General features: G+C 57.5%; 24 protein-coding genes. 3 read left to right on the top strand and 21 right to left on the bottom strand.

Annotated elements, in window-relative coordinates; genetic code table 11:
- The first annotated feature begins 42 nt into the window (after positions 1 to 42).
- A complete protein-coding gene (locus IM295_RS05495; protein WP_028013952.1) occupies positions 43 to 552 on the top strand; it encodes a GNAT family N-acetyltransferase in 510 nt (169 codons plus the stop codon).
- A 99-nt stretch (positions 553 to 651) separates the two neighbouring features.
- On the opposite strand, the gene hisP is transcribed toward IM295_RS05495, so the two are convergent.
- The 15 genes from hisP to pdxB form a co-directional block, all read right to left on the bottom strand.
- Positions 652 to 1,425 carry a histidine ABC transporter ATP-binding protein HisP gene (hisP, locus tag IM295_RS05490; protein ID WP_010433274.1) on the bottom strand — a complete coding sequence of 258 codons (774 nt, stop codon included), beginning with the start codon at positions 1,423 to 1,425 and terminating at the stop codon, positions 652 to 654.
- Positions 1,426 to 1,433: 8 nt separating this feature from the next.
- Positions 1,434 to 2,150, bottom strand: coding sequence for an ABC transporter permease (locus tag IM295_RS05485; RefSeq protein ID WP_028013953.1), 717 nt, complete (start codon positions 2,148 to 2,150; stop codon positions 1,434 to 1,436).
- On the bottom strand, positions 2,147 to 2,833 hold the full coding sequence (locus IM295_RS05480; protein ID WP_028013954.1) for a histidine ABC transporter permease HisQ: 687 nt from the start codon (positions 2,831 to 2,833) through the stop codon (positions 2,147 to 2,149). Before IM295_RS05480 ends, IM295_RS05485 begins: the two co-directional genes overlap by 4 nt.
- Positions 2,834 to 2,920: 87 nt before the next feature.
- Entirely contained in the window at positions 2,921 to 3,703 is a 783-nt protein-coding gene (gene hisJ, locus IM295_RS05475) for a histidine ABC transporter substrate-binding protein HisJ (protein WP_028013955.1), read from the bottom strand.
- A gap of 213 nt (positions 3,704 to 3,916) precedes the next feature.
- Positions 3,917 to 4,699 carry a lysine/arginine/ornithine ABC transporter substrate-binding protein ArgT gene (argT, locus tag IM295_RS05470; RefSeq protein ID WP_028013956.1) on the bottom strand — a complete coding sequence of 261 codons (783 nt, stop codon included), beginning with the start codon at positions 4,697 to 4,699 and terminating at the stop codon, positions 3,917 to 3,919.
- Between the two features lie 297 nt (positions 4,700 to 4,996).
- Complete coding sequence (locus IM295_RS05465; RefSeq protein ID WP_193066369.1) at positions 4,997 to 5,566, bottom strand: UbiX family flavin prenyltransferase; 570 nt, start codon at positions 5,564 to 5,566, stop codon at positions 4,997 to 4,999.
- 88 nt (positions 5,567 to 5,654) lie between these two features.
- Positions 5,655 to 7,172, bottom strand: coding sequence for an amidophosphoribosyltransferase (gene purF, locus IM295_RS05460; RefSeq protein ID WP_014884664.1), 1,518 nt, complete (start codon positions 7,170 to 7,172; stop codon positions 5,655 to 5,657).
- Between the two features lie 33 nt (positions 7,173 to 7,205).
- On the bottom strand, positions 7,206 to 7,694 hold the full coding sequence (cvpA, locus tag IM295_RS05455; RefSeq protein ID WP_000262116.1) for a colicin V production protein: 489 nt from the start codon (positions 7,692 to 7,694) through the stop codon (positions 7,206 to 7,208).
- 164 nt (positions 7,695 to 7,858) lie between these two features.
- Complete coding sequence (gene dedD, locus IM295_RS05450; protein ID WP_045259684.1) at positions 7,859 to 8,551, bottom strand: cell division protein DedD; 693 nt, start codon at positions 8,549 to 8,551, stop codon at positions 7,859 to 7,861.
- Entirely contained in the window at positions 8,541 to 9,809 is a 1,269-nt protein-coding gene (gene folC / locus IM295_RS05445; protein ID WP_193066368.1) for a bifunctional tetrahydrofolate synthase/dihydrofolate synthase, read from the bottom strand. The genes dedD and folC overlap by 11 nt, the downstream gene beginning before the upstream one ends.
- Before the next feature lie 70 nt (positions 9,810 to 9,879).
- The gene (accD, locus tag IM295_RS05440; protein ID WP_003861408.1) at positions 9,880 to 10,785 is read right to left on the bottom strand and encodes an acetyl-CoA carboxylase, carboxyltransferase subunit beta; all 906 of its coding nucleotides are present in this window, start codon (positions 10,783 to 10,785) and stop codon (positions 9,880 to 9,882) included.
- Positions 10,786 to 10,939: 154 nt separating this feature from the next.
- A complete protein-coding gene (locus tag IM295_RS05435; protein ID WP_008502599.1) occupies positions 10,940 to 11,599 on the bottom strand; it encodes a DedA family protein in 660 nt (219 codons plus the stop codon).
- A gap of 28 nt (positions 11,600 to 11,627) precedes the next feature.
- Positions 11,628 to 12,440, bottom strand: a complete 813-nt coding sequence (truA, locus tag IM295_RS05430) for a tRNA pseudouridine(38-40) synthase TruA (protein WP_193066367.1) — start codon at positions 12,438 to 12,440, stop codon at positions 11,628 to 11,630.
- Positions 12,440 to 13,453 (bottom strand): aspartate-semialdehyde dehydrogenase, encoded by a 1,014-nt coding sequence (locus IM295_RS05425; RefSeq protein ID WP_041908894.1) that lies wholly within the window; start codon positions 13,451 to 13,453, stop codon positions 12,440 to 12,442. Before IM295_RS05425 ends, truA begins: the two co-directional genes overlap by 1 nt.
- Positions 13,454 to 13,520: 67 nt before the next feature.
- Positions 13,521 to 14,657 carry a 4-phosphoerythronate dehydrogenase PdxB gene (pdxB, locus tag IM295_RS05420; protein ID WP_045631484.1) on the bottom strand — a complete coding sequence of 379 codons (1,137 nt, stop codon included), beginning with the start codon at positions 14,655 to 14,657 and terminating at the stop codon, positions 13,521 to 13,523.
- Between the two features lie 113 nt (positions 14,658 to 14,770).
- On the opposite strand from pdxB, the gene flk reads away from it, so the two are divergent.
- Positions 14,771 to 15,775 (top strand): flagella biosynthesis regulator Flk, encoded by a 1,005-nt coding sequence (gene flk / locus IM295_RS05415; RefSeq protein WP_193066366.1) that lies wholly within the window; start codon positions 14,771 to 14,773, stop codon positions 15,773 to 15,775.
- 89 nt (positions 15,776 to 15,864) lie between these two features.
- On the opposite strand, the gene IM295_RS05410 is transcribed toward flk, so the two are convergent.
- Positions 15,865 to 17,043 (bottom strand): MFS transporter, encoded by a 1,179-nt coding sequence (locus IM295_RS05410; protein ID WP_045259679.1) that lies wholly within the window; start codon positions 17,041 to 17,043, stop codon positions 15,865 to 15,867.
- A 68-nt stretch (positions 17,044 to 17,111) separates the two neighbouring features.
- Positions 17,112 to 18,329, bottom strand: coding sequence for a beta-ketoacyl-ACP synthase I (gene fabB / locus IM295_RS05405; RefSeq protein ID WP_023336433.1), 1,218 nt, complete (start codon positions 18,327 to 18,329; stop codon positions 17,112 to 17,114).
- A gap of 158 nt (positions 18,330 to 18,487) precedes the next feature.
- Between fabB and mnmC the strand changes: the two genes are divergently transcribed.
- Positions 18,488 to 20,485, top strand: coding sequence for a bifunctional tRNA (5-methylaminomethyl-2-thiouridine)(34)-methyltransferase MnmD/FAD-dependent 5-carboxymethylaminomethyl-2-thiouridine(34) oxidoreductase MnmC (gene mnmC / locus IM295_RS05400; protein WP_193066365.1), 1,998 nt, complete (start codon positions 18,488 to 18,490; stop codon positions 20,483 to 20,485).
- Between the two features lie 53 nt (positions 20,486 to 20,538).
- Here mnmC and IM295_RS05395 read toward each other — a convergent pair whose 3' ends face one another.
- Genes IM295_RS05395 through mepA form a run of 4 tightly spaced genes read right to left on the bottom strand, consistent with a single transcriptional unit; the run spans position 20,539 to position 23,006 of the window.
- Entirely contained in the window at positions 20,539 to 20,814 is a 276-nt protein-coding gene (locus tag IM295_RS05395; protein ID WP_028013966.1) for a YfcL family protein, read from the bottom strand.
- 13 nt (positions 20,815 to 20,827) lie between these two features.
- Positions 20,828 to 21,373 (bottom strand): elongation factor P hydroxylase, encoded by a 546-nt coding sequence (locus IM295_RS05390; protein ID WP_045259677.1) that lies wholly within the window; start codon positions 21,371 to 21,373, stop codon positions 20,828 to 20,830.
- On the bottom strand, positions 21,373 to 22,182 hold the full coding sequence (locus IM295_RS05385; protein ID WP_028013968.1) for a sulfite exporter TauE/SafE family protein: 810 nt from the start codon (positions 22,180 to 22,182) through the stop codon (positions 21,373 to 21,375). Before IM295_RS05385 ends, IM295_RS05390 begins: the two co-directional genes overlap by 1 nt.
- Entirely contained in the window at positions 22,182 to 23,006 is an 825-nt protein-coding gene (gene mepA, locus IM295_RS05380) for a penicillin-insensitive murein endopeptidase (protein WP_060571938.1), read from the bottom strand. Before mepA ends, IM295_RS05385 begins: the two co-directional genes overlap by 1 nt.

Genomic DNA, 23,006 nt, shown 5'->3' with positions numbered 1-23,006 from the left:
ATGTTACAGTGATACGCCATGTTCCGATGAAATGGCGTAACAATGGCAACCATCACCACTCCCCGGCTTCATCTCACCCCTTTCGAACCCTCTGACTGGGCCTTCTTCCGCTCGCTGCGCGAAAACCGCGACATCATGCGCTATATGGCCGCGATTGCGCCTGAGAAAGAGACCCGACGCGTGTTTGCCGCACGCCTGATGGCGGAGCATGTCTTCGTGATCCGCTTTCTGAATGAAGATACGCCACTCGGCGATATCGGCCTGCAAATCAGCCCTGAGAATCGTGAAGAGGCGGACATTGGCTACACGGTTGTGCCTGCCGCGCAGGGAAAAGGCATCGCCAGCGAGGCGCTGCGCGCGGTATGTGAGTACGCGTTTAACCAGACCGGCGTGAAGGCGATTAACGCGTACGTGCTGGCGGACAACGGAGGGTCTGTGCGGGTGCTTGAGAAAGCCGGGTTTGTGCGCACGCAGGTGCTTGAAAAGGCGTATGAGATTGACGGCGTGCGTTATGACGACTGGGTGTATCGCCTGGAGTGTGGTGCGGCCTGAATGCCGGGCGGCACTGCGTTTGCCCGGCCTGGGGTTTTGTAGGCCCGGTAAGCGAAGCGTCACCGGGCGATTGGGCTGCACTGCGGGCTGATGCCCTCTTTATTTCAGAGATCCTTTAAGGAACTGCTGCAAACGCGGGCTCTGCGGGTTTGCCAGCACCTCGTCCGGGTGCCCCTGCTCTTCAATTTTCCCCTGATGCAGGAAAATCACGTGGTTCGAGACGTTACGGGCGAAGCCCATCTCGTGCGTCACCACCACCATCGTTTTGCCCTCTTCGGCCAGCTTCTGCATGATGCGCAGCACTTCGCCTACGAGTTCCGGGTCCAGCGCGGAGGTCGGTTCGTCGAACAGCAGCACTTCCGGCTCCATCGCCAGCGCGCGGGCGATAGAGACACGCTGCTGCTGGCCGCCGGAAAGGTGTACCGGATACTTCATCTGCTGGCGCTCGTCGATACCCACTTTCGCCAGGTATTTCACCGCGCGTTCCCGGGCTTCCTGCTTGCTTAAGCCGAGCACCTGAACCGGCGCTTCCATCACGTTCTCCAGCACCGTCATGTGGCTCCAGAGGTTGAAATGCTGGAACACCATCGTCAGGCGCGTACGCAGCAGGCGCAGCTGATGCTTATCCGCCACCTTCAGCTGGCCGTCTTTGTCACGCACCAGGTTGATGTTCTGCCCGCTCACCACAATCGAGCCTTCGCTCGGCTTTTCGAGGAAGTTAATGCAGCGCAGGAAGGTACTTTTACCCGAGCCGGATGAACCGATGATACTGATTACGTCGCCTGCGTTAGCCTGCAGCGACACCCCTTTCAGCACTTCATGTTCGCCGTAGCGTTTGTGCAAATCAATAACGTTTAATTTGTTCTCAGCCATCATCTTTCTCAGTGCGTCGAAGAAGGTTTTATATGCTGCAGCCAGCGTTTTTCAGCCTTACGGAACAGGCTAATCAGAACATAAGAGATAATTAAATAGAGCACCGCCGCAATGCCAAACGCGGTAAACGGCTGATAGGTCGCGGAGTTGATATCGCGCGCGATTTTGAGCAGGTCCGGCACCGTGGCGGTAAAGGCGAGCGCGGTGGAGTGCAGCATCAAAATCACTTCGTTGCTGTAGGCCGGTAGCGCAATGCGCAGCGCCGACGGCAGAATAATGCAGCGGTAAAGCTTCACCGAGGAGAAGCCGTACGCGCGCGCCGCCTCGATCTCACCGTGCGGCACGGAACGAATGGCCCCGGCGAAAATCTCGGTGGTATAGGCGCAGGTATTGAGCGTTAGCGCCAGCACCGTACAGTTCAGGCCGCTGCGGAAGAACGCATTCAGCATTTCCGTGCCTTTTACGATCTCCAGCGTATACATCCCCGAATAGAACACCAGCAACTGCACGTACAGCGGCGTGCCGCGAAACACATAGGTAAACAGCCAAATCGGGAACTGAATAAATTTATTGTTCGACACGCGGCCGATGGCGAGAAACACCGCCAGAATGCCGCCCATCACCACGGAAGAAATCAGCAGCCAGAGCGTGATCGCCACGCCGGTAAAGCGGTAGCCATCCGTCCACAGCAGGGATTTCCAGTATTCCTGAATAATCTCAATCACAGGTCAGCCCTCTTCACACCCACGGAGTAGCGACGCTCGAGCAGAAGCAGCACACCATTGGAGACGGTCGTAAAGACCAGATAGATCGCGCCGCAGACCACCGCAAAGTAGAACGGCTCCCAGGTGCTCTTGCCCGCCAGCTGAGTCGCTTTCACGACGTCTTCCAGACCGAGCAGCGAGACCAGCGCCGTCGCTTTGAGGATAACCTGCCAGTTGTTGCCGATACCCGGCAGCGCATAGCGCATCATGGCCGGGAACATAATCCGGCGAAACGTTTGTGAAGAGGTAAAACCAAATGCGGTTGCCGCTTCAATGTGTCCTCTGGGAACCGCCATATAAGCGCCACGGAAGGTTTCCGTGAAGTAGGCACCGTAGATAAAACCGAGGGTGATAATACCGGCCACCATCGGGTCGATATCAATTTGTCCCATGCCCATCGCATCCGTCACGCTGTTCAGGGCAATCTGCAGGCCGTAAAAAATAAGCAGCATCAGCACCAGATCGGGTACGCCGCGAATGAGCGTGGTATAGCCTTCGAAAATGAGCGCCAGCGGTTTGTTAGCCGAAAGCTTCGCCCCTGCGCCCGCCAGACCTATCAGCACCGCCAGCACCACGGAGCTGATAGCCAGCTCAAGGGTGACAAGCGCGCCCTGTAAAATAACGCCAGAAAATCCGTACAGCATACCGCGAGCCCTGTCGTATCGTGAGTGGTAAACCGTGTCTTATCCCCTCCCCCAGCGGGAGGGGCCGCACGTTATTTGACGGAGCGATTAGCCGCCGTACACATTGAAATCGAAGTACTTTTTCGCCAGCTTGTCGTAGGTACCGTCAGCGCGCATTTCAGCAAACGCTTTGTTCAGCGCCTCACGCAGTTCGTTGTCTTCCTTACGCAGGCCCATACCGGTACCCACGCCAAAGAGCTTCTCGTCCTTAATGGACGGACCGCCGAACTTATAATCTTTACCCACCGGCGTTTTCAGGAAACCTTCGCTTGCCGCGACTTCATCCTGGAATGCCGCATCAATACGGCCTGCCGTCAGGTCTGCGTAAATATTTTCCTGGCCCTGATAGGAGACGATTTCGATCCCCTTCGGCGCCCAATGTTCGTTACCGTAGGTTTCCTGCGTGGTGCCCTGCAGCACGCCTACGCGTTTCCCCTTCAGCGACTCGAGGGTCGGTTGAATGTCAGAAGACTTAGCCACTACCAGACGTGAATCGGCAGCATAGAGCTTGTCGGTGAAGGCAATCTCCTGCTGACGTTTCTCGGTGATGGAAAGCGAGGACATAATCACGTCTATTTTTTTAGCTTTCAGTGAAGGGATCAGCGCATCCAGCGGGTTCTCTACATAAGTACACTGTGCTTTGATGCGTTTGCACAGCTCATTGGCCAGATCGATGTCAAAACCCACCAGTTCACCCTTTGAATTCTTCGATTCAAACGGCGCGTAGGTTGGATCGGTGCCAATACGAATTTTCTGCGGAATGGCTGCGAAGGCCGCGGTGGCGCTGGAAAAGGCCAGTACCAGAGATAATGACAACACGAGTTTTTTCATATTTGTCCTCAACAAACTGTCTTCATACGGTTTTTTTACGACGACGGGGTGGGGTTAATGTGCCATTAATCCACGCTGTCAGGCAAAGAATAATGCCTTTCAGACGGGAATTTTTGCATTATAAATGCTTAAGTATGCACGTAGCGACCCAATATGGTGCACAAGTTGCACCATATTGAATCATCCACACCCGCGACGCACCACGCTGGTGCGTTAGTCACCGTAGACGTTGAAGTCGAAGTATTTCTTCGCCAGTTTGTCGTAGGTACCGTCTTTGCGCAGCTCCGTGAATGCTTTGTCAAAGGCGGCTTTCAGCTCTTTATCGTCCTTACGCAGGCCGATGCCGGTGCCGTCACCAAAGTATTTTTTGTCTTTCACGGACGGGCCCGCAAAGGCGTAATCTTTACCTGCTGGCTGCTTCAGGAAGCCTTCGCTCGCCGCGACTTCATCCTGGAATGCGGCATCCAGACGGCCTGCAGCCAGGTCAGAGTAGATCAGATCCTGGTTCTGGTAAGCCACCACGTCGACGCCCTTCTCGCGCCAGTTGGCATTCGCGTAACCTTCCTGGGTCGAGCCCTGGAGCACGCCCACATGCTTGCCTTTCAGCGAGTCGATGGTCGGCTGGATCGGGGACCCTTTCGCGGCAATCAGACGCGAATCCGCAGCGTAGAGCTTGTCAGAGAAGGCAATCTCCTGCTGGCGTTTTTCGGTGATGGAGAGAGAAGAGATAATGGCGTCGATTTTCTTTGCCTTCAGCGACGGGATTAACGCGTCGAAGTCGCTGCCCACCCATGTGCATTTCACTTCCATACGTTTGCACATTTCATTTCCCAGATCGATATCAAACCCCACGAAATCGCCTTTCGCATCCTTGGAAGAGAATGGCGCGTAGGTTGCGTCTGTACCGATACGAACCGTCTGTGGAAGCGCTGCGTAGCTACCTGCCGCCGCACTTAACCCCACCAGCAAAGACAGAGCCAGAACCGTCTTCTTCATACATTTACCCTCAAGTACCGTGATTTTATTATGTATTGTGTTGTGTGTTGTGTGTTGTGTTGCAGGCTTCTCTTGCAGGTCTTATGCCACATTGCCGTCTGGTCAAAAGTTCGACGTTAAATATGTTAATAAAACGTTGCGATATTGCCTTAATGGTGAAAGATAGCAGGTCTGCCGAACGAACCGGAAAGAGAAAAAGGGAAAAAGCGAATTAAATGTCGAGGATATGATCGCCGTTGCATAATTGCCCTGAAACAGGGCAACGTCTCTTTTCATGCACAGCATTTGTGCACAGAATCAGGCTCCCTGCCAGCGGGTGAAGAGGTCTTCGGGCAGGTCGATGTCAAACTGATCCAGCACGCGATTGACGGTCTGATTAATCACATCGTCCAGCGACTGCGGTCGGTGATAGAACGCCGGCACCGGCGGCATGATCACTGCGCCCAGCTCGGCGGCTTGGGTCATGAGGCGCAGATGGCCCAGGTGCAGCGGCGTTTCCCGCACGCAGAGCACCAGCGGGCGGCGCTCCTTCAGCACCACGTCCGCCGCGCGCGTTACCAGCGTGTCGGTATAGCTGTTCACAATCCCGGAGAGCGTTTTGATTGAACAGGGCAGGATCACCATACCGGCGGTTTTAAACGAGCCTGAGGAGATGCTGGCGGCGATATCGCGGGCATCGTGAACCACGTCCGCCAGCGCCTGGACATCGCGCAGGGAGAGATCCGTTTCAAGGGAGAGGGTTTGCCGCGCCGCCTGGCTCATCACCAGATGCGTTTCCACTTCTGCCTCGTTACGCAAAACCTGTAGCAGGCGTACGCCGTAAATCGCGCCGCTGGCACCGCTGATGCCTATTATGAGTCGTTTCATGATTTCGCCCTTGCTGAATTCTGGGCTGACTGTGCAGGATTTTGCGGGGAGTTGCAAGTGAGGGCGAGCGCCCTCACCTGCTGAGAGATTAACCTTCGTTGTGCATCTCTAAGCTTTCGAGATCGTTTTGCAGCTGAACGGCTTTCGCATCGTCGTTGCGCAGCGAATCAAGGTAGTCGAGGTACTGCTGGTCAACGTCTTTCGTCACGTAGACGCCATTGAACACGGAGCATTCGAACTGCTGAATCTCCGGGTTCTCGGCGCGCACCGCGTCGATGAGATCGTTCAGATCCTGGAAAATCAGGCCGTCGGCCCCGATGATCTGGCGAATCTCATCCACTTCACGGCCGTGAGCAATCAGCTCGTTGGCGGTTGGCATATCAATGCCGTACACGTTCGGGAAGCGAATCTCCGGCGCGGCAGACGCCAGGTAGACTTTCTTCGCACCCGCTTCGCGCGCCATCTCGATAATCTGCTCAGAGGTGGTGCCGCGAACGATGGAGTCATCCACCAGCAGAACGTTCTTGTCGCGGAATTCCGCGCGGTTGGCGTTCAGCTTGCGGCGCACGGACTTACGGCGCAGGTGCTGGCCCGGCATGATAAACGTGCGGCCAACGTAGCGGTTCTTCACGAAGCCCTGACGGTACGGCTTGTCCAGAATGCGGGCGATCTCCAGGGCGATATCGCAGGAGGTTTCCGGGATAGGAATCACCACGTCGATGTCGAGATCGTCCCACTCGCGGGCAATCTTCTCGCCGAGCTTCGTGCCCATATTGACGCGCGCGCTGTAGACGGAAATCTTGTCGATGAACGAATCCGGACGGGCAAAATAGACGTATTCAAACAGGCACGGGTTGCTGACCGGGTTGTCGGCACACTGACGGGTGAACAACTGGCCCTTCTCGGTGATATACACCGCTTCGCCCGGCGCAACGTCGCGCAGGAATTCGAAGCCCAGGGTATCCAGCGCCACGCTCTCAGAGGCAACCATATATTCGGTACGGCCATCGCCGAGGTCGCGCTTGCCCAGCACCAGCGGACGAATGCCGTTTGGATCGCGGAAGGCGACCATGCCGTGACCGATGATCATCGCCACGCAGGCGTACGCACCGCGGATCTGGCGGTTGGTCGCGGCAATGGCAGCGAAGATATTGTCTGCTTCCAGCGGGTAGTGACGGAAGTTATCCAGCTCGCTGGCGAACACATTGAGCAGGATTTCTGAATCAGAGGTGGTGTTAATGTGGCGACGTTTCTCTTCGAACAGCTTCTTACGCAGCTCATGAGCGTTGGTCAGGTTGCCGTTATGGGCAAGCGTGATGCCATACGGTGAGTTGACGTAGAAAGGCTGTGCCTCAGAGGCGCTGGAACTGCCAGCAGTAGGATAACGAACGTGACCGATCCCCATATTACCTTGCAGACGCTGCATATGGCGGGCTTCAAACACATCGTTTACCAGGCCATTGGCCTTACGTAAACGGAAGCAGTTGTTTGCATCAATGGTGATGATACCCGCAGCATCCTGCCCACGGTGCTGAAGCACCGTTAACGCGTCATAAATCGACTGGTTTACCGGCATGAAACCGGCGATACCGACAATACCGCACATTCGTCTTTTCCTCGTTAAGCCACATCTCAGGGTTTATGCCCTGGGCAAAAAACTCGACGAGCTTTGCAGATAGTCAAAGAACCATCTGATGATGAAGCTGAACTCTGGAATGAGCTGCGATTTTTGCCAGTCTTCGCTTTTGGAGAACCCGGTGAAGGTATCCAGGAAGAACAGGATCGCGGCCACAATCAGCACGCCTCGTAATGCCCCGAAACAGATCCCGAGTACCCTGTCCGTTCCTGACAGACCGGTTTTCTCGACCAGCTGACCTATCACGTAATTCACGATAGCGCCGACAATCAGCGTCGCGATAAACAGCACCGCGATGGCGATTCCATTTCGGACCAGTTCATCTTCAAAGCCCGTGAACCAGACAGACAGGTAAGTGTAGTAATGACTGGCAACAAAGAAAGCACAACCCCAGGTTACCAGCGATAACGCTTCACGAACAAAGCCACGGATCAGGCTAACCAGACAGGAAAAACCAATCACCGCAATGATGGCGTAATCAATCCAGACCATATGTGTCCCACGATTAAACGCCCTGTCATCCAGTTCGGGGCGAATTCTAACAGAAAAAGAAAACGTTTGCGTAGGGATTTCCTTCCCGCGCGTAAATAAAAAAGGCGCTGAAAAAATGTTCAACGCCGTGGCTTATCGCCTCTCTCTAAAGGAGCAGGTCGTACTTAGTTCGCGCTGTAGCTCATCACCACACCACTCAGCCCGGAGATCTGCTTCAGCTCGCCCAGCGACCCTTTCAGCTTGTCCTTCGATGCCTCCGGCCCCACGAGGATACGGGTGATTTTACCCTGCACCGGCGTGGAAGGTGAAGTGTAAACGCGATAGCCCGCGCTGCGCAGTTTACCCACAACCTCGTTGACTTTATCGGCGTTTTTCAGCGCCCCCAGCTGCACAACGTAGGCTTTGCCGGTCGGCGCTGCGTCTTGCTTCGCAGGTGGTGGAGTTTCAGACGCTGCAGCCAGCTGCTCTGCTGCTTTATCTCGCTGTTGCTGAGGCTTCGGCTGCGGTTTCTCTACCGGCTTCGGTTTTTCAACAGGCTTAGGCTTCTCTACCGGTACCGGATCGATCTCGATGTTGTTATTCGCCGCCAGACGCGACGGGTCGAGTGACGGTGCAGCGGCATCGCCCGCGCGAACTTCTTCCGCCGCCCCTTCAGGCGGCTGAGCAGGCAGCGCCTGGGTCGCCGCAGGCAGCATATCCGGCTCATCGCGGTCGCCCGGCTTCGGCACCAGCGGAATGGCTGCAAACTCGTCCTGATAATGTTTTTTCTGCCCGTCGAGCAGCCCGGGAAGAATAATCACCCCGAGCGCGACCAGCACAATGGTTCCTGTTAAACGGTTCTGAAACTTACTCGCCACCGGTTCTCCCCGCGTCCATCACTTCCATGACATGTGCTACCGTGTGGAAAGAGCCACACACCAGCACGGTATCTTCTGGTTTAGCATCTGCCATCGCGGCATGCCAGGCCTGCGCCACGCTACTGTAGATTGCACCTTTGCCGAGATGTTCCATCAACTGCTCAGCTGTCGCACCGCGCGGCCCCTCCAGAGGAGCACAATACCAGCTATCGACCACACTCTCCATGCAGGCCAGCGTGCCGCCGATATCTTTATCATGAAGCATACCGATAACCGCCAGCACGCGCCCGGTTTTTGGTAACGATTTGAGACGTCCTGCGAGATACGCCGCCGCATGCGGGTTGTGCGCCACGTCCAGAATCAGACGCGGTGACTCGCTGACTATCTGGAAACGACCGGGCAGCAGCGCATTCTGAATGCCGTCACGGATCGCCTGCTCACTTACAGCTAATCCGCTGGCGCGCAGTGCCGCCAGCGCGGTTGCCGCGTTAGGCTGTGGCACCTGCGGCAGCGGCAGATTCTCCAGAACGCCCTGCGCATCGCTAAAGCGCCAGCCGTTGCCCTGCACCTCATACTGCCAGTCAACGCCTCGGCGCAACAGATGTGCGCCCTTCTCTTTCGCCACGTCGGCAATGGTATGCGGCATGTCCGGCTCGCCCACCACGGCAGGCTTATTCGCCCGGAAAATACCGGCCTTTTCGCGGCCAATGCTTTCACGGTCCGGGCCCAGCCAGTCGGTATGATCCAGCGCGATGCTGGTGACCACCGCCACGTCCGCATCCACAATATTGGTGGCATCCAGACGCCCGCCCAGCCCCACTTCCAGGATCCCCACGTCCAGCTGCGCCTGTTTGAACAGCCACAGCGCCGACAGGGTGCCGTATTCAAAATAGGTTAATGAGATTTCCCCGCGCGCCGCTTCGATAGCCGCGAACGACGCCGTATGGGCAGATTCCGCCAGCTCGGTGTTCTGCACCCGCACGCGCTCGGTATAGCGCACCAGATGCGGTGAGCTGTAAACGCCGACCTTATAGCCGGCAGCCATCAGGACAGATTCCAGCGTGCGGCAGGTCGTCCCTTTACCGTTAGTACCTGCAACGGTGAACACGAACGGAGCCGGTTTCAGCACGTCGAGACGCGCGGCAACCTGGCTTACGCGCTCAAGGCCCATATCGATGGTTTTACTGTGCAGGTTTTCCAGATAAGAAAGCCACGCGGCCAGGGGCGACGTGGCTTGGGGAATGCTTTTATTTTCCATAATGCCCGGTTGTCATTAACAGGTTATAAAGCAAAAGGGCAGCGCCATCTGGCCCTGCCCTTTTCAGTTATCAGGCCTCGGGTTCCTGATCCGGTACCACCACGCCTTCGCGCGGCTCATCCGGGTTAGGCGCTGGCAGATTCATCAGCTTCGCCAGAATGCTGGCCAGTTTCAGGCGCATTTCCGGACGGCGGACGATCATATCGATAGCGCCTTTCTCAATGAGGAACTCACTGCGCTGGAAGCCCGGCGGCAGTTTTTCACGAACGGTCTGCTCGATGACGCGAGGACCGGCAAAGCCGATCAGCGCTTTTGGCTCAGCGATGTTCAGGTCACCCAGCATCGCGAAGCTTGCGGAGACGCCACCCATGGTTGGGTCGGTCAGTACCGAGATGTACGGCAGACCGCGCTCCTGCATTTTCGCCAGCGCCGCAGAGGTTTTCGCCATCTGCATCAGGGACATCAGCGCTTCCTGCATACGCGCGCCACCGGAGGCGGAGAAGCAGATCAGCGGGCAGTTGTCTTCCAGCGCCTGCTCAACGGCACGCACGAAACGCGCGCCGACCACGGAGCCCATTGAGCCGCCCATAAAGGAGAACTCAAACGCAGCGGCAACCACCGGCATCTCGTGCAGGGTGCCCTTCATGACGATCAGCGCGTCTTTCTCGCCGGTCTCTTTCTGTGCAGAGGCCAGACGATCTTTGTATTTTTTGGAGTCGCGGAACTTGAGCACGTCTTTTGGCTCAAGCTCGCTGCCCAGTTCTACCAGAGAACCTTCGTCCAGCAAGCTATGCAGGCGATTGCGCGCCGACATACGCATGTGGTGGTCACACTTCGGACACACCTCGAGATTGCGTTCCAGCTCTGCGCGATACAGAACCTGGCCGCAGCTATCACACTTCGTCCATACCCCTTCAGGAATGCTCGCTTTGCGCGTCGGGGTAATGTTGCTTTTAATTCGTTCAATCCAGCTCATTGATAACCTTTCTGCCTGAACCTGGTCGTATGCCAGTTTTGCTATAAGAGGCGAATAATGCCATTTTTGCCTCCAACAGACCATGAATGTTGCACATTAAAACATAACAGCCCGAAACTTTGGATAAAAAAGTGGTCGAACCGCCAGCGTGCATTTACTTCGCTTGCTTTGCTGCCGCGCGTTTGTGACGAATGATTTCGATAACACCCGGCAGAACGGAAAGCACAATAATCGCTACAATCAGTAACTTAAGGTTTTCCTGAACCACTGGCAAGTCGCCAAACAGGTAGCCAGCATAGGTAAAGAGCAACACCCAAAGCAGTGCGCCCACCACGTTATACATTGCAAAATGACGATAGGACATATGGCCCATTCCCGCCACAAACGGCGCAAATGTGCGCACAATAGGCACAAAACGCGCAAGGATAATGGTTTTTCCACCATGACGTTCATAGAAGGCATGGGTCTTGTCTAAATAGCTGCGGCGGAAAATTTTCGAGTCCGGATTACTGAACAACCGCTCACCGAACACCCGGCCAATCGTATAGTTGACCGCATCCCCGACAATCGCGGCAATCACCATCAACACCACCATCAGATGCACGTTCAAATCATTGGTGGGCAGCGCCGACAACGCACCGGCCACAAACAGCAGCGAGTCTCCCGGCAGGAACGGGGTAACGACCAGACCGGTTTCACAGAACAGAATCAGGAACAGAATGGCGTAAACCCAGACGCCGTACTGCGCGACCAGCTCCGCCAGGTGAACATCAATATGCAGAATGAAATCAATCAGAAAACGTATTACGTCCATATTGTCTAAGCCTTAATTGCACCTTTGTTTAGTCCGCTAAAAACAGCGGGCCCATTGGCGGTTTTGGCAGGTCAAACCGATCCGGATAGTCTACCGAGACCAGATAAAGCCCTTCCGCTTTCGCCGTTGCTGCCGCAAGCGTTCTGTCCTTCGCTGCCAGCAGTTCTGCAATCCAGCTCTCCGGCTGGTGTCCGGCGCCCACTTCCATCAGGCTGCCCACAATATTCCGCACCATATGATGTACAAAGGCATTGGCTTTGATATCCACCACCACATACGCGCCAAAACGACTGACGTTAATGTGCATGACGTTACGCCACGGCGTACGGGACTGACACTGCACCGCACGAAACGACGTAAAGTCATTTTCACCAATCAGATACTGCGCCGCGCGATGCATACGTTCTGCATCGAGCGGTTCATAAAAATGCGTCACACCCTGGCTTAACACCGCCGGGCGCAGACGCTGGTTGTAGATGACATAGCGATAGCGACGCGCCGTTGCGCTGAAGCGCGCGTGAAAATCATCCGGCACAGCTTTCACCCAACGCACCGCGATGTCACCAGGTAAATTCGCATTTACACCCAGCGTCCAGGCGGCATCCTTACGCACGGCGGTGGTTTCAAAGTGAACCACCTGCCCCGTGCCATGAACACCCGCGTCCGTACGCCCCGCGCACAGGACGTTAATCGGCTCGTTTGCCACCTGAGAGAGCGCTTTCTCCAGCTTTTCCTGGACGCTGCGCACCTCATTCTGACGCTGCCAGCCATAATATTTACTGCCATCGTACTCAATACCGAGGGCAATTTTATGAACCGGCTTTTGATCCACTTCGGACATCAGTACAGATACTCCTGCACCAGCTTCTCGGCGATCTTGACCGCCATCAGCGCGCCGCCAAAGCGAACGTTATCGGCAACGGACCAGAACTGGACCTGCTCCGGCATACCGTAGTCGTTACGCACGCAGCCAACGGAAAGATGCGCGCTGCCGGTGGCGTCGCCCACCTGGGTCGGGAACTCGCTCTCTTCGGAAAGGACGATATCTTCACCGCGGCCAAACGCGTCGCGCGCTTCCTCTGCCGCCAGCGGGCGCAGGGCTTCAAAACCGACCATCTGCGCGTGGCCGTAGAAGACCGGGGACTGTACGACGCTGGCGGAAATCATCAGCCCCTCGTCCTGCAGAATCTTGCGCGCTTCGTCGACGAGACGACGCTCTTCGCGCACGGAACCTTCACGATCCGGCAGCAGCGGTAGCATGTTGAACGCCAGCTGGCGGCCAAAGAAATCATCTTCGTCGATCGGGATGCCGTTCAGCAGCTTCGCACTCTGCCCGGCCAGCGCGTCAACGGCCTTTTTACCGTTCGCCGACGCGGACAGCAGGCTGGTGACGGTAATGCGCGACAGGCCGCCGTCGTCAATCAGCGGCTTCAGCGCGGTCAGCAGCTGGCTGGTCAGGCTGTTCGGTACCGCGATAACGTTACGGTTGCGGTAGTCAGCCAGCACAAACGGATTGACGTCCGGGACCACCAGCGGCACGTCCGGCTCCAGGGAGAACAGACCGCTCAGGTCGATCACCAGACAGCCCGAATTGGTCGCCTCTTCAATATAAGACGCCGTGGCTTCAGCACCTGCGGCAAAAAACGCCAACTGCGCCTGGGTCCAGTCAAACGTGGCCGCATCCTGAACCATCACGGATTTACCGCCAAAACGCAGATGTTCGCCCGCGCTGTCGGTGCGCGCCAGCGCATAGATATCTCCCACCGGGAACTGACGCTCGGCAAGAGTTTCGAGCAGGGCTTCGCCCACGGCACCCGTGGCACCTAAAATGGCAATGTTCCAGCCTTCAGACATGGTGGTTTACTCCAGAAATAAAAAAGCGTCCCTGTCGTCGTATCCGACAGGGAGCATTAAGAAGACATTAATGCGCCGGGTGATGAACGGCGTTAAAACCCAGTTTCTTGAGCAACGTCGCAGCCGCTGCGTCGTCGCACATCACATACAGGGAAGACCACTCGCGGCGCTCAACGTAGTTCTTGCGCAGCTTATCAAATTCACCCGGGATCCCCGCCACCTTACGCAGCAGCGCATCATCGCGGCGCACATCATACACCAAATGCACAAGCCTTTTCAGCGTTGCCTGATCGAGCGGGCCATGCAGGGTAATGCGGCCAAATTCAGGCGCGGGGAGTAAAGTATCAAGCGCCACCTGCTGCGGATGGCCGATAAAGGCGCTGTAGGCTTCAAACACCTGCGTCGTGCCGCGCGCTTTGCCTTCAAGCGTATAGCCCGCAATATGCGCGGTGGCAACGTCAACCTTGTTCAGCAGCTCAACGTTGAGATCCGGCTCCGGCTCCCAGACGTCCAGCACCACGCTGAGATCGTGTCCTTCATTCAGACATTTCAGCAGCGCGGCATTATCCACCACCGGGCCACGGCAGGCATTAATCAGAATAGTGCCAGCCTTCAGACGGCGAATCAGCGCCTCGTCCGCCAGATGCAGGGACTTATACGGCCCCTCTTTAAACAGCGGCGTGTGGAACGTCAGCACATCGCATTGTTCAACCAGCTCATCCAGCGCGCGGAAATCCTCGTCGTCACCGTTGTCTTTACGCGGCGGATCGCACAGCAGCGTGCGGATACCTAACGCTTCAAGGCGCTTTTGCAGACGCCCGCCGACGTTACCCACGCCGACAATCCCCACGGTGCGGTCTTTCAGCGCAAAACCATCGCGCTCGGCCAGCATCAGCAGCGAGGAGAAAACGTATTCCACGACGGCAATGGCGTTACAGCCCGGCGCGGCGGAAAAACCGATTCCGGCCTGCTTCAGCCACTGATCATCCACATGATCGGTCCCTGCCGTTGCGGTTCCGACAAACTTAATCGCTTTACCGGCAAGCAACGCCTCATTTACTTTGGTCACCGAGCGCACCATCAGCGCGTCTGCGTCATCCAGTTCGTTAACCGGGATCGGGCGACCAGGGACAGCCTTAACGTCGCCGAGGCGGCTAAACAGCTCGCGGGCGTAAGGCATATTTTCATCAACGAGGATTTTCACGTCTGAGTACCTGTTTGAGAGGAAGAAAACCTGCCAAGTGTGCCATAATCTGGCCGCCAGGCATATACGTATGCCTGGTTTACGCTGAGTTTTGACTTTAAGGATTTTTGACGATGCAGCCCATTTCAGGTACGCCGCCACGCCCTCCGGGTGAAGGCCCTGTCACGCCAAACGTTGCCGGTGAACAGCCACTATCCACGCAACAGCGCACCGTGCTGGAGCGACTGATCACGCGCCTGATAGCGCTGACTTCGCAGCAAAACGCGGAAGTCTGGGCCGGGGTAAAGCATGATTTAGGCGTGAGGAACGACGCACCGCTGCAGTCGCGCCATTTCCCTGCCGCCGAGCAAAATCTCAACCAGCGTATTACGACCGCGCAGCAGAACCACACCACGCGTCAGATTGTCACGCAGTTGACTGAGCTGCTGGGCCAGGGAAATAACCGTCAGGCTGTCAGTGACTTTATCCGTCAGCAGTATGGCCAGACCGCCCTGAGCCAGCTGACGCCAGACCAGCTTAAAACCGTGCTGACGCTGTTGCAGAACAATCAGTTGTCTATTCCGCAGCCTCAGGTGCGCCCCTCAACCGAGCGCCCGCTGCAGCCTGCCGAGCACAACACGCTGAACCAGATGGTGACCAAACTGGCCGCCGCCACCGGCGAGTCGACGAAGCTTATCTGGCAATCCATGCTGGAACTGTCCGGCGTGAAGGCGGGCGAGCTGATTCCGGCCAAACAGTTTACCCATCTGCTGACCTGGCTCCAGGCGCGCCAGACGCTCAGCACCCAGAGCGCCCCTACCCTGCATACCGTTCAGGCGGCGCTTAAACAGCCGCTGGAACCGCACGAGTTCGAGGTGATTCGGGATTACGCCCAGCAGAACTGGCAGGCCACGCCGCAAACGGTACTGACCACCGCGCAGGTGCAGGATGTGCTGAATCAGATCTTTGTTCGCCGCGCCGAGCGGGAAGGCGGCGTGCCGGAGGTAAGAAACGTTCAGCCGATCTACAGCCCGCTGTTTGCGCCCGTTGTGGAGACGTTCAGAACGCTCTCTGCCCGCCCGGGATTAATGTTGATTGCATTATTGATTGCGCTGGCGATTTTCTGGCTGGTTGCCTGAGGATTTGCCCGGTGGCGCTACGCTTACCGGGCCTACAACGGCTCGAACCGTAGGCCGGGTAAGGCGCAGCCGCCACCCGGCGACAACAGTTAATTTCTGCGAAACGCCACCAGCGTCACCACGATCCCCACCACCGCAGAAACCGCGCCCGCCAGGAAGACGGACGGGTAGCCAAACGAAGTGGCTAACAGACCCGCCAGCGGCCCGGTTACGCCGTATGAGATATCCTGAAACGCCGCATAGCCGCCCAGCGCCGTACCGCGGACCTGCGGCGCCACGCGCTTCACCACCTCAACGCCCAGCGCCGGGAAGATCAGCGAGCAGCCGCAGCCGGTTAACGCCGCACCAAGCAGCGCAACGGAGGCGACCGGCGCCTGCCAGAGCAACACCAGCCCAACGGTTTCAATCACCAGCGATGCCACCGCCACCTTCACGCCGCCAAAGCGATCCGGCATCCAGCCGAACAGGACACGCATCAGGACAAACGCGCCGCCAAAGGCCGTCAGCGTAAAGCCCGCCATTGCCCAGCCGCGGCTCATGAAATAGAGGGAGACGAAGGTACCAATCACCGCGAAGCCTACTCCCTGAAGCGCCAGGCCCAGCCCTGGCTGCCAGATTTGCCCCACCACACTCCACAGCGAAGGACGTTCGCCTTTATGGGCGGGCACCTTGCGTACCGAACCGTTAAAAGCCCACGCCAGCAGCGGTAATACCATGGTGGTTGCTGCCAGTACCGCAAAACCAAACTGGCTGTGGATCAGCAAACCCAGCGGCGCGCCTGCAGCCAGTGCGCCATAAATCGCCATCCCGTTCCATGACATCACTTTGCCGGAGCGCGCAGGCCCCACCAGCCCCATCCCCCAGGTCAGGGTACCGGTCAGCAGCTGGCTTTCACCGAAGCCAAGGATTAAACGGCCCACCACCAGCAGCGCAAATTTATACGCGGCGTCGACCGGCAGGAGAGCGGCCAGCAGCCACGCGCCCCCCGCCAGACCGCAGGCAAACATGCCCTGCAGCGCCGAGCGTTTTGCACCGTGCTGATCGGCCAGCCGTCCTGCGTAGCCGCGGGTTAATACCGTGGCTAAAAACTGAATGCCCACAGCAATGCCGACCATAGTGTTGCCATAGCCGAGTTCCTGATGAACGAACAGCGGGATCACCGGCAGCGGCAGGCCAACGGTCATGTAGGTCAGGAATACCGCAAAGGCGATGCGGAAAAGAGAAAGGTTCCCGGAAGGAGTGCCCTTCTCGGGGGTAACAGCCTTCATGCATAACTCCGTGTTCAGGCATAAAAAAAGGGAGCCTTCCGGCTCCCTTCTATTATACATTCAAACGCTTATGCTTTCAGCTTGCGCATAACCAGTGTGGCGTTGGTGCCGCCGAAGCCGAAGCTGTTGGACATGACGGTGGTCAGCGTCGCTTCCGTTGGTTTGGTCACGATGTTCAGGCCAGCCGCCTGCTCGTCCATCTCGTCGATGTTGATGCTTGGGGCGATAAAGCCGTTTTCCAGCATCAGCAGAGAGTAGATCGCTTCCTGCACGCCCGCCGCACCCAGAGAGTGACCGGTCATGGCTTTGGTGGCAGAGATAGCCGGGCTGTTGTCGCCGAACACTTCGCGGATCGCACCCAGTTCTTTAACGTCACCTACCGGAGTAGAGGTACCGTGGGAGTTCAGGTAGTCGATTGGGGTATCAACACCGTGCATCGCCATCTTCATGCAGCGCACCGCGCCTTCGCCGGACGGAGCAACCATGTCGGCGCCGTCGGACGTTGCGCCGTAGCCCACGATCTCAGCGTAGATGTGCGCGCCGCGCGCCAGCGCGTGCTCCAGCTCTTCAACCACAACCATACCGCCGCCGCCCGCGATAACGAAACCGTCACGGTGCGCGTCATAAGTACGGGAGGCTTTGTCTGGGGTTTCGTTGTACTTGGTGGACAGTGCGCCCATCGCGTCGAACTCACAGGCCATTTCCCAGCCCAGCTCTTCGCCGCCGCCAGCAAATACGATGTCCTGTTTGCCCAGCTGGATCTGCTCAACCGCGTTGCCGATACAGTGTGCGGAAGTCGCACACGCGGAGCTGATGGAGTAGTTCACACCGTGAATTTTGAACGGGGTCGCCAGGCACGCGGAAACCGCAGAACCCATAGCTTTCGTGACCACGTACGGACCTACCGCTTTCAGACCACGCGGGCTGCGCATGGCGTCAGCACCGAATACCTGCGCTTTAGAGGAACCGCCGGAACCGGCAATCAGGCCCACGCGCGGGTTGTTCTGATAAACCTCTTCACTCAGGCCAGAATCTTTGATCGCTTCCTGCATGGAGAGATAAGCATAAATAGAGGCATCGTTCATGAAACGAACCACTTTGCGGTCAATCAAACCGGTGGTGTCCAGTTTGACGTTACCCCATACGTGGCTACGCATACCTGAATCTTTAAACTCTTCAGAGAAAGTGATCCCGGAGCGTCCTTCACGCAGAGATGCCAGGACTTCCTGCTGGTTATTACCGATGCTGGAAACAATGCCCAGGCCAGTAATCACTGCACGTTTCATTCAATACCTCTGTAAGTCGCACTATAAAAAGTTTCGAGTCGCACAATAGCGTACACTTGTACGCCGAACAAGTCCGATCAGACATTTTCTGCGGAAATTTGCACCGATGGACTCACATCGTTAAGATCGTGCCACTGCCTGTCAGACGAGTAACTTACGTGAAACAAAACGCTATACAACCCGCCAACCTCGAATTCAACGCTGAGGGTACACCTGTTTCCCGAGATTTTGATGACGTCTACTTTTCTAATGATAACGGACTCGAAGAAACCCGCTATGTTTTCCTCGAGGGAAACCAGCTCAGCGCCCGCTTCCCTGCGCACCCGCGCAGCCTGTTCGTTGTTGCTGAAAGCGGATTCGGCACCGGGCTCAATTTTTTAACCCTCTGGCAGGCGTTTGACCAGTTTCACGCTGCGCACCCCGAGGCTACGCTACAAAGATTACATTTCATCAGTTTTGAAAAATTTCCGCTTACCGCGCACGATCTGCGGCTCGCCCACCAGCGCTGGCCGGAGCTTGCAGCTTGGGCGGAGCAGCTTCAGGCGCAGTGGCCGCCGCATATCGGCGGCTGCCACCGTCTGATTCTGGACGGCGGACGGGTGACGCTGGATTTATGGCTGGGCGACATTAACGACCTGACCGATACGCTCGACGACGCGATGAACCAGACGGTGGACGCGTGGTTCCTTGACGGCTTTGCGCCCGCCAAGAACCCGGACATGTGGAGCCAGCATCTGTTTAGCGCGATGGCCCGGCTGGCGCGTCCCGGCGCAACGCTCGCCACCTTTACCTCGGCCGGCTTTGTTCGCCGCGGCCTGCAGGACGCGGGCTTTACCATGCAGAAGACCAAAGGCTTTGGCCGCAAGCGCGACATGCTGGTCGGCACGATGGAACGGACGCTGGACGTTCCCGCTCGGGCTCCCTGGTTTGCGCGCAGCGCCAGTGCATCGCGCGAAGTGGCGATCGTTGGCGGAGGGATCGCCAGCGCCCTGCTCTCTCTCGCGCTGCTGCACCGGGGCTGGCAGGTGACGCTCTACTGTGCTGACGAGGCACCAGCCAGCGGCGCGTCCGGCAACCGCCAGGGCGCGCTTTACCCGCTTTTAAGCGCGCACGATCCGGCCCTGTTCCAGTTTTTCCCCGCGGCCTTTACCTTCGCTCGCCGCCTGTATGATTCCATTCCGGTGGCATTCGACCATGACTGGTGCGGCGTGACGCAGCTCGGCTGGGATGAAAAGAGCCAGCAAAAAATCGCCCAGATGCTGTCGCTGGGTCTGCCGGAGGAGATTGCCCGCGCGGTCAGTGCGCAAGAGGTGGCAGACATGGCGGGCGTGGAAACCGGCTGTGGCGGCATTCAATATCCGCTCGGCGGCTGGCTGTGCCCGGCTGAACTAACCGCGGCGGCGATTAGCCTGGCGCAGTCACGCGGGCTGAGGGTGCATTATGCTCATAAGGTTGAATCGCTTAGCCGGTCAGAACGGTGGACTCTGCATTTTGCTGATGGCAAAGCGGCACACCATGCCAGCGTTGTGCTGGCAAACGGACATAACATCAGCCAGTTTATCCAGACCGAGACGTTGCCGGTTTATCCGGTCGGCGGCCAGGTAAGCCATATCCCGACCGCGCCCGAACTGAGCAAGCTGCGCCAGGTGCTGTGCTATGACGGCTATCTGACGCCACAAAATCCGTCTAACGGACATCACTGCATCGGCGCCAGCTATCATCGTGGCGAAGCGGATATGCGCTACAGCGAAGCGGATCAGCAGCAAAACCGCCAGCGCCTGATTGACTGCTTCCCGGACGCGGCGTGGGCGAAAGAGGTTGACGTGAGCGAGGGCGAAGCGCGCTGCGGCGTGCGCTGCGCGACCCGCGATCACCTGCCGATGGCGGGAAACGTGCCGGACTATGAAGCCACGCTTGAACTCTATCAGGATCTGGCAGAAAACAAGGAAACGGCGGTAAGTGCCCCGGTTTATCCGGAACTGTTCATGCTGGGCGGATTAGGATCGCGAGGATTGTGCTCCGCGCCGCTGCTGGCTGAAACGTTAGCCGCGCAAATGAGTAATGAGCCTGTTCCGCTGGACAGAACCACGCTTGCGGGGCTGAACCCGAATCGACTGTGGGTACGGAAACTGCTGAAGGGGAAAATGGTTAAGTAGGGTGCGGTCGAATCCCCTCTCCCCAAAGGGGAGAGGGAAGAGAGGGCAGCGGCTTAGCGTTTAGCCTGCTGGAATAAATTGTCCCACATCCCCAGCACCAGAGACTGGTCGCGCGGAGAGAGCTCCCCGGCCAGAATGGCTTTTTCCAGGCTGCGCGTGACTTCAGCGTGAACGGCGTCGGCAGAGTGATCGTCACCTGCTTCCAGCTCGGCTACCGCCAGCGTCAGGTGACCACGCAGATAACCGCTGGCGAACAGCTCATCATCACTGGCGTGTTCCACCATGTCATCAATTAACGCCAGAATGCGTGATTCAAATTCTGCGATCATCTTCTTTCCTCTGTTAAAGATCTTCCGGCCAAGGGAAGCATTCCGCCGTGATCTCCGGCGTGTGGTAATAATTCTGTAAAGCCTCGATCAGGCGCGCCGGACGTTCCGGGATGCCTTTCTCAAGATACTCCATCACCTGCGCATGCACGCGGCGCTGGAAGACGATACGGTCTGGCTCAAAGTCACCTTCAAGGTTGTCACAGCTCACGTTGAACGGGAAACCCGCCGCCACGCAGAACAGCCATTCCAGCGCCTGCGGCTTCACTTCCACGTCTTCAAACTGGCCCTGGGTGGCGGCGTCGCGCCCGTCCGGACAGTACCAGTAACCGAAGTCCACCAGCTCGCGACGCGCTTTCCCCGCGATGCACCAGTGCGAGATCTCGTGCAAACCGCTGGCGTAAAAGCCGTGGGCAAAGACGATGCGGTTGTACGGAACCTCTGCATCAGCAGGAAGATAGATCGGTTCGTCGTCGCCTTTAATCAGACGGGTATTAAAATCATCAGCAAAACAGCTATCGAAGATCTCAATCAGCTGTTCGTATTTATGCGTACTGTTCATTAGTTCATCCCCAACCAGGTGAGGATCTCCTGTCCATGGCTGTCATAAAGAAGTTTGGCGCTCATCACCGCCGAGACGACAACAATCATCGGGCGGATCAGTTTTTGCCCTTTGCTTAATACCAGACGCGAGCCTGCGCGCGCGCCCAAAAACTGCCCTGCCATCATCACAAACCCGGTTGCCCAGATAACCTTGCCGCCAATGATAAACAGCAGCAGGCCGCCGACGTTCGAGGTCGCATTCAGCACCTTGGCGTGGGCGGTGGATTTGGCGAGGTTAAAGCCGGCCAGCGTCACGAACGCCAGCGCGTAAAACGAGCCTGCCCCCGGGCCAAAGAAGCCGTCGTAAAAGCCGACGCAGCCACCGGCAATCAGCGCAAACGGCAGGCCGTGCAGCCGCCGCGCCCGGTCTTCCTCACCGAGCTTAGGCATCAGCAGGAAATAGAGACCGATGCAGATAACCAGAACCGGCAGGATCTGGCGCAAAATATCCGACTGCACGTGCTGCACCAGCAGCGCGCCCGACGTTGAGCCGATAAAGGTCATCAGGATATTGAGCTTCTGGTCGGCGAGATTCACCACCTTGCGGCGGATAAAATAGAGCGACGCCGAAAGCGAGCCGCCGCAGGCCTGCAGCTTATTGGTGGCAAGCGCCTGCGCCGGGCTCATGCCTGCCGCCAGCAGCGCGGGCACGGTTAACAGCCCGCCGCCGCCCGCAAGGGCATCGATAAAACCGGCCAGCATGGCCACGAAGAACAGCACCACCAGCAGCAGCGGTGACACCATAAACAGATCGACGAAATTATCCATTAAAGTACATGCTCATCCAGTAGCGCCTGGCAGGAAGGCGGCAACGGAGGCGGTGTCTTCTTCTCAGGCTTAGAGGTTCCAGGTTTTGCCGGCTCAAACCAGCTTTGCAGTTCGTAACCACAGCCATCGCCTGGCGGCGGTAGCGGCTGATCTTCACATTCCAGGCTGTTCGCCGGGCAGCGCAGACGCACGTGCATATGCGCCCGGTGCTGGAACCACGGGCGCACTTTGCGCAGCCAGTCGCGATCCGTCCCCGCATCCAGGCAAAGCTGCTGCTTGATCGCCGGGTTGACGAAAATCCGCGTGACGTCGTTATCTTCCGCCGCCAGCTTGATCATACTGGAAACCTCCCGCGTCCACAGCGAGGGCACCACGCTTTTGCCGTCGCGCGACACCAGATCCAGCGCCTGCGGCTTCAGCAGCTGCGCAGACGTCCAGCGCGTTTTCGGCAGCTGCAGGAAGATGTCGACATCCAGTCCGGTCTGGTGGCTGGCGTGCCCGCCGTTAAAGCGGCCACCGGCAGGCATCCCCATATCGCCAATCAGCATTGTCCCCAGCCCCAGGTTATGCACCTGGTTCCCCAGTCGCTGAATGAACAGCACCAGATCAGGGTGGCCGAAGTAACGACGCTGGTCGGTACGCATCACCTGATAGGTATCTGATTGCAGCGGCAGCTCCTGCGCGCCCACGATACAGCCGTTAGAGAAGGCGCCGATGGACTGCGCGCTTCCCGCCACCGGATGGGTGATTTTTTGCCACGGCGTGGCGGCCAGACTGGCTCCACTGGCCAGCAGCGCCAGCAGAGCAATTGCGGTTTTTTTCAT

The organism is Enterobacter cloacae complex sp. P14RS (assembly GCF_014895895.1).
Taxonomy (GTDB): domain Bacteria; phylum Pseudomonadota; class Gammaproteobacteria; order Enterobacterales; family Enterobacteriaceae; genus Enterobacter; species Enterobacter bugandensis.
This window is presented reverse-complemented; position numbering and strand designations above follow the sequence as displayed.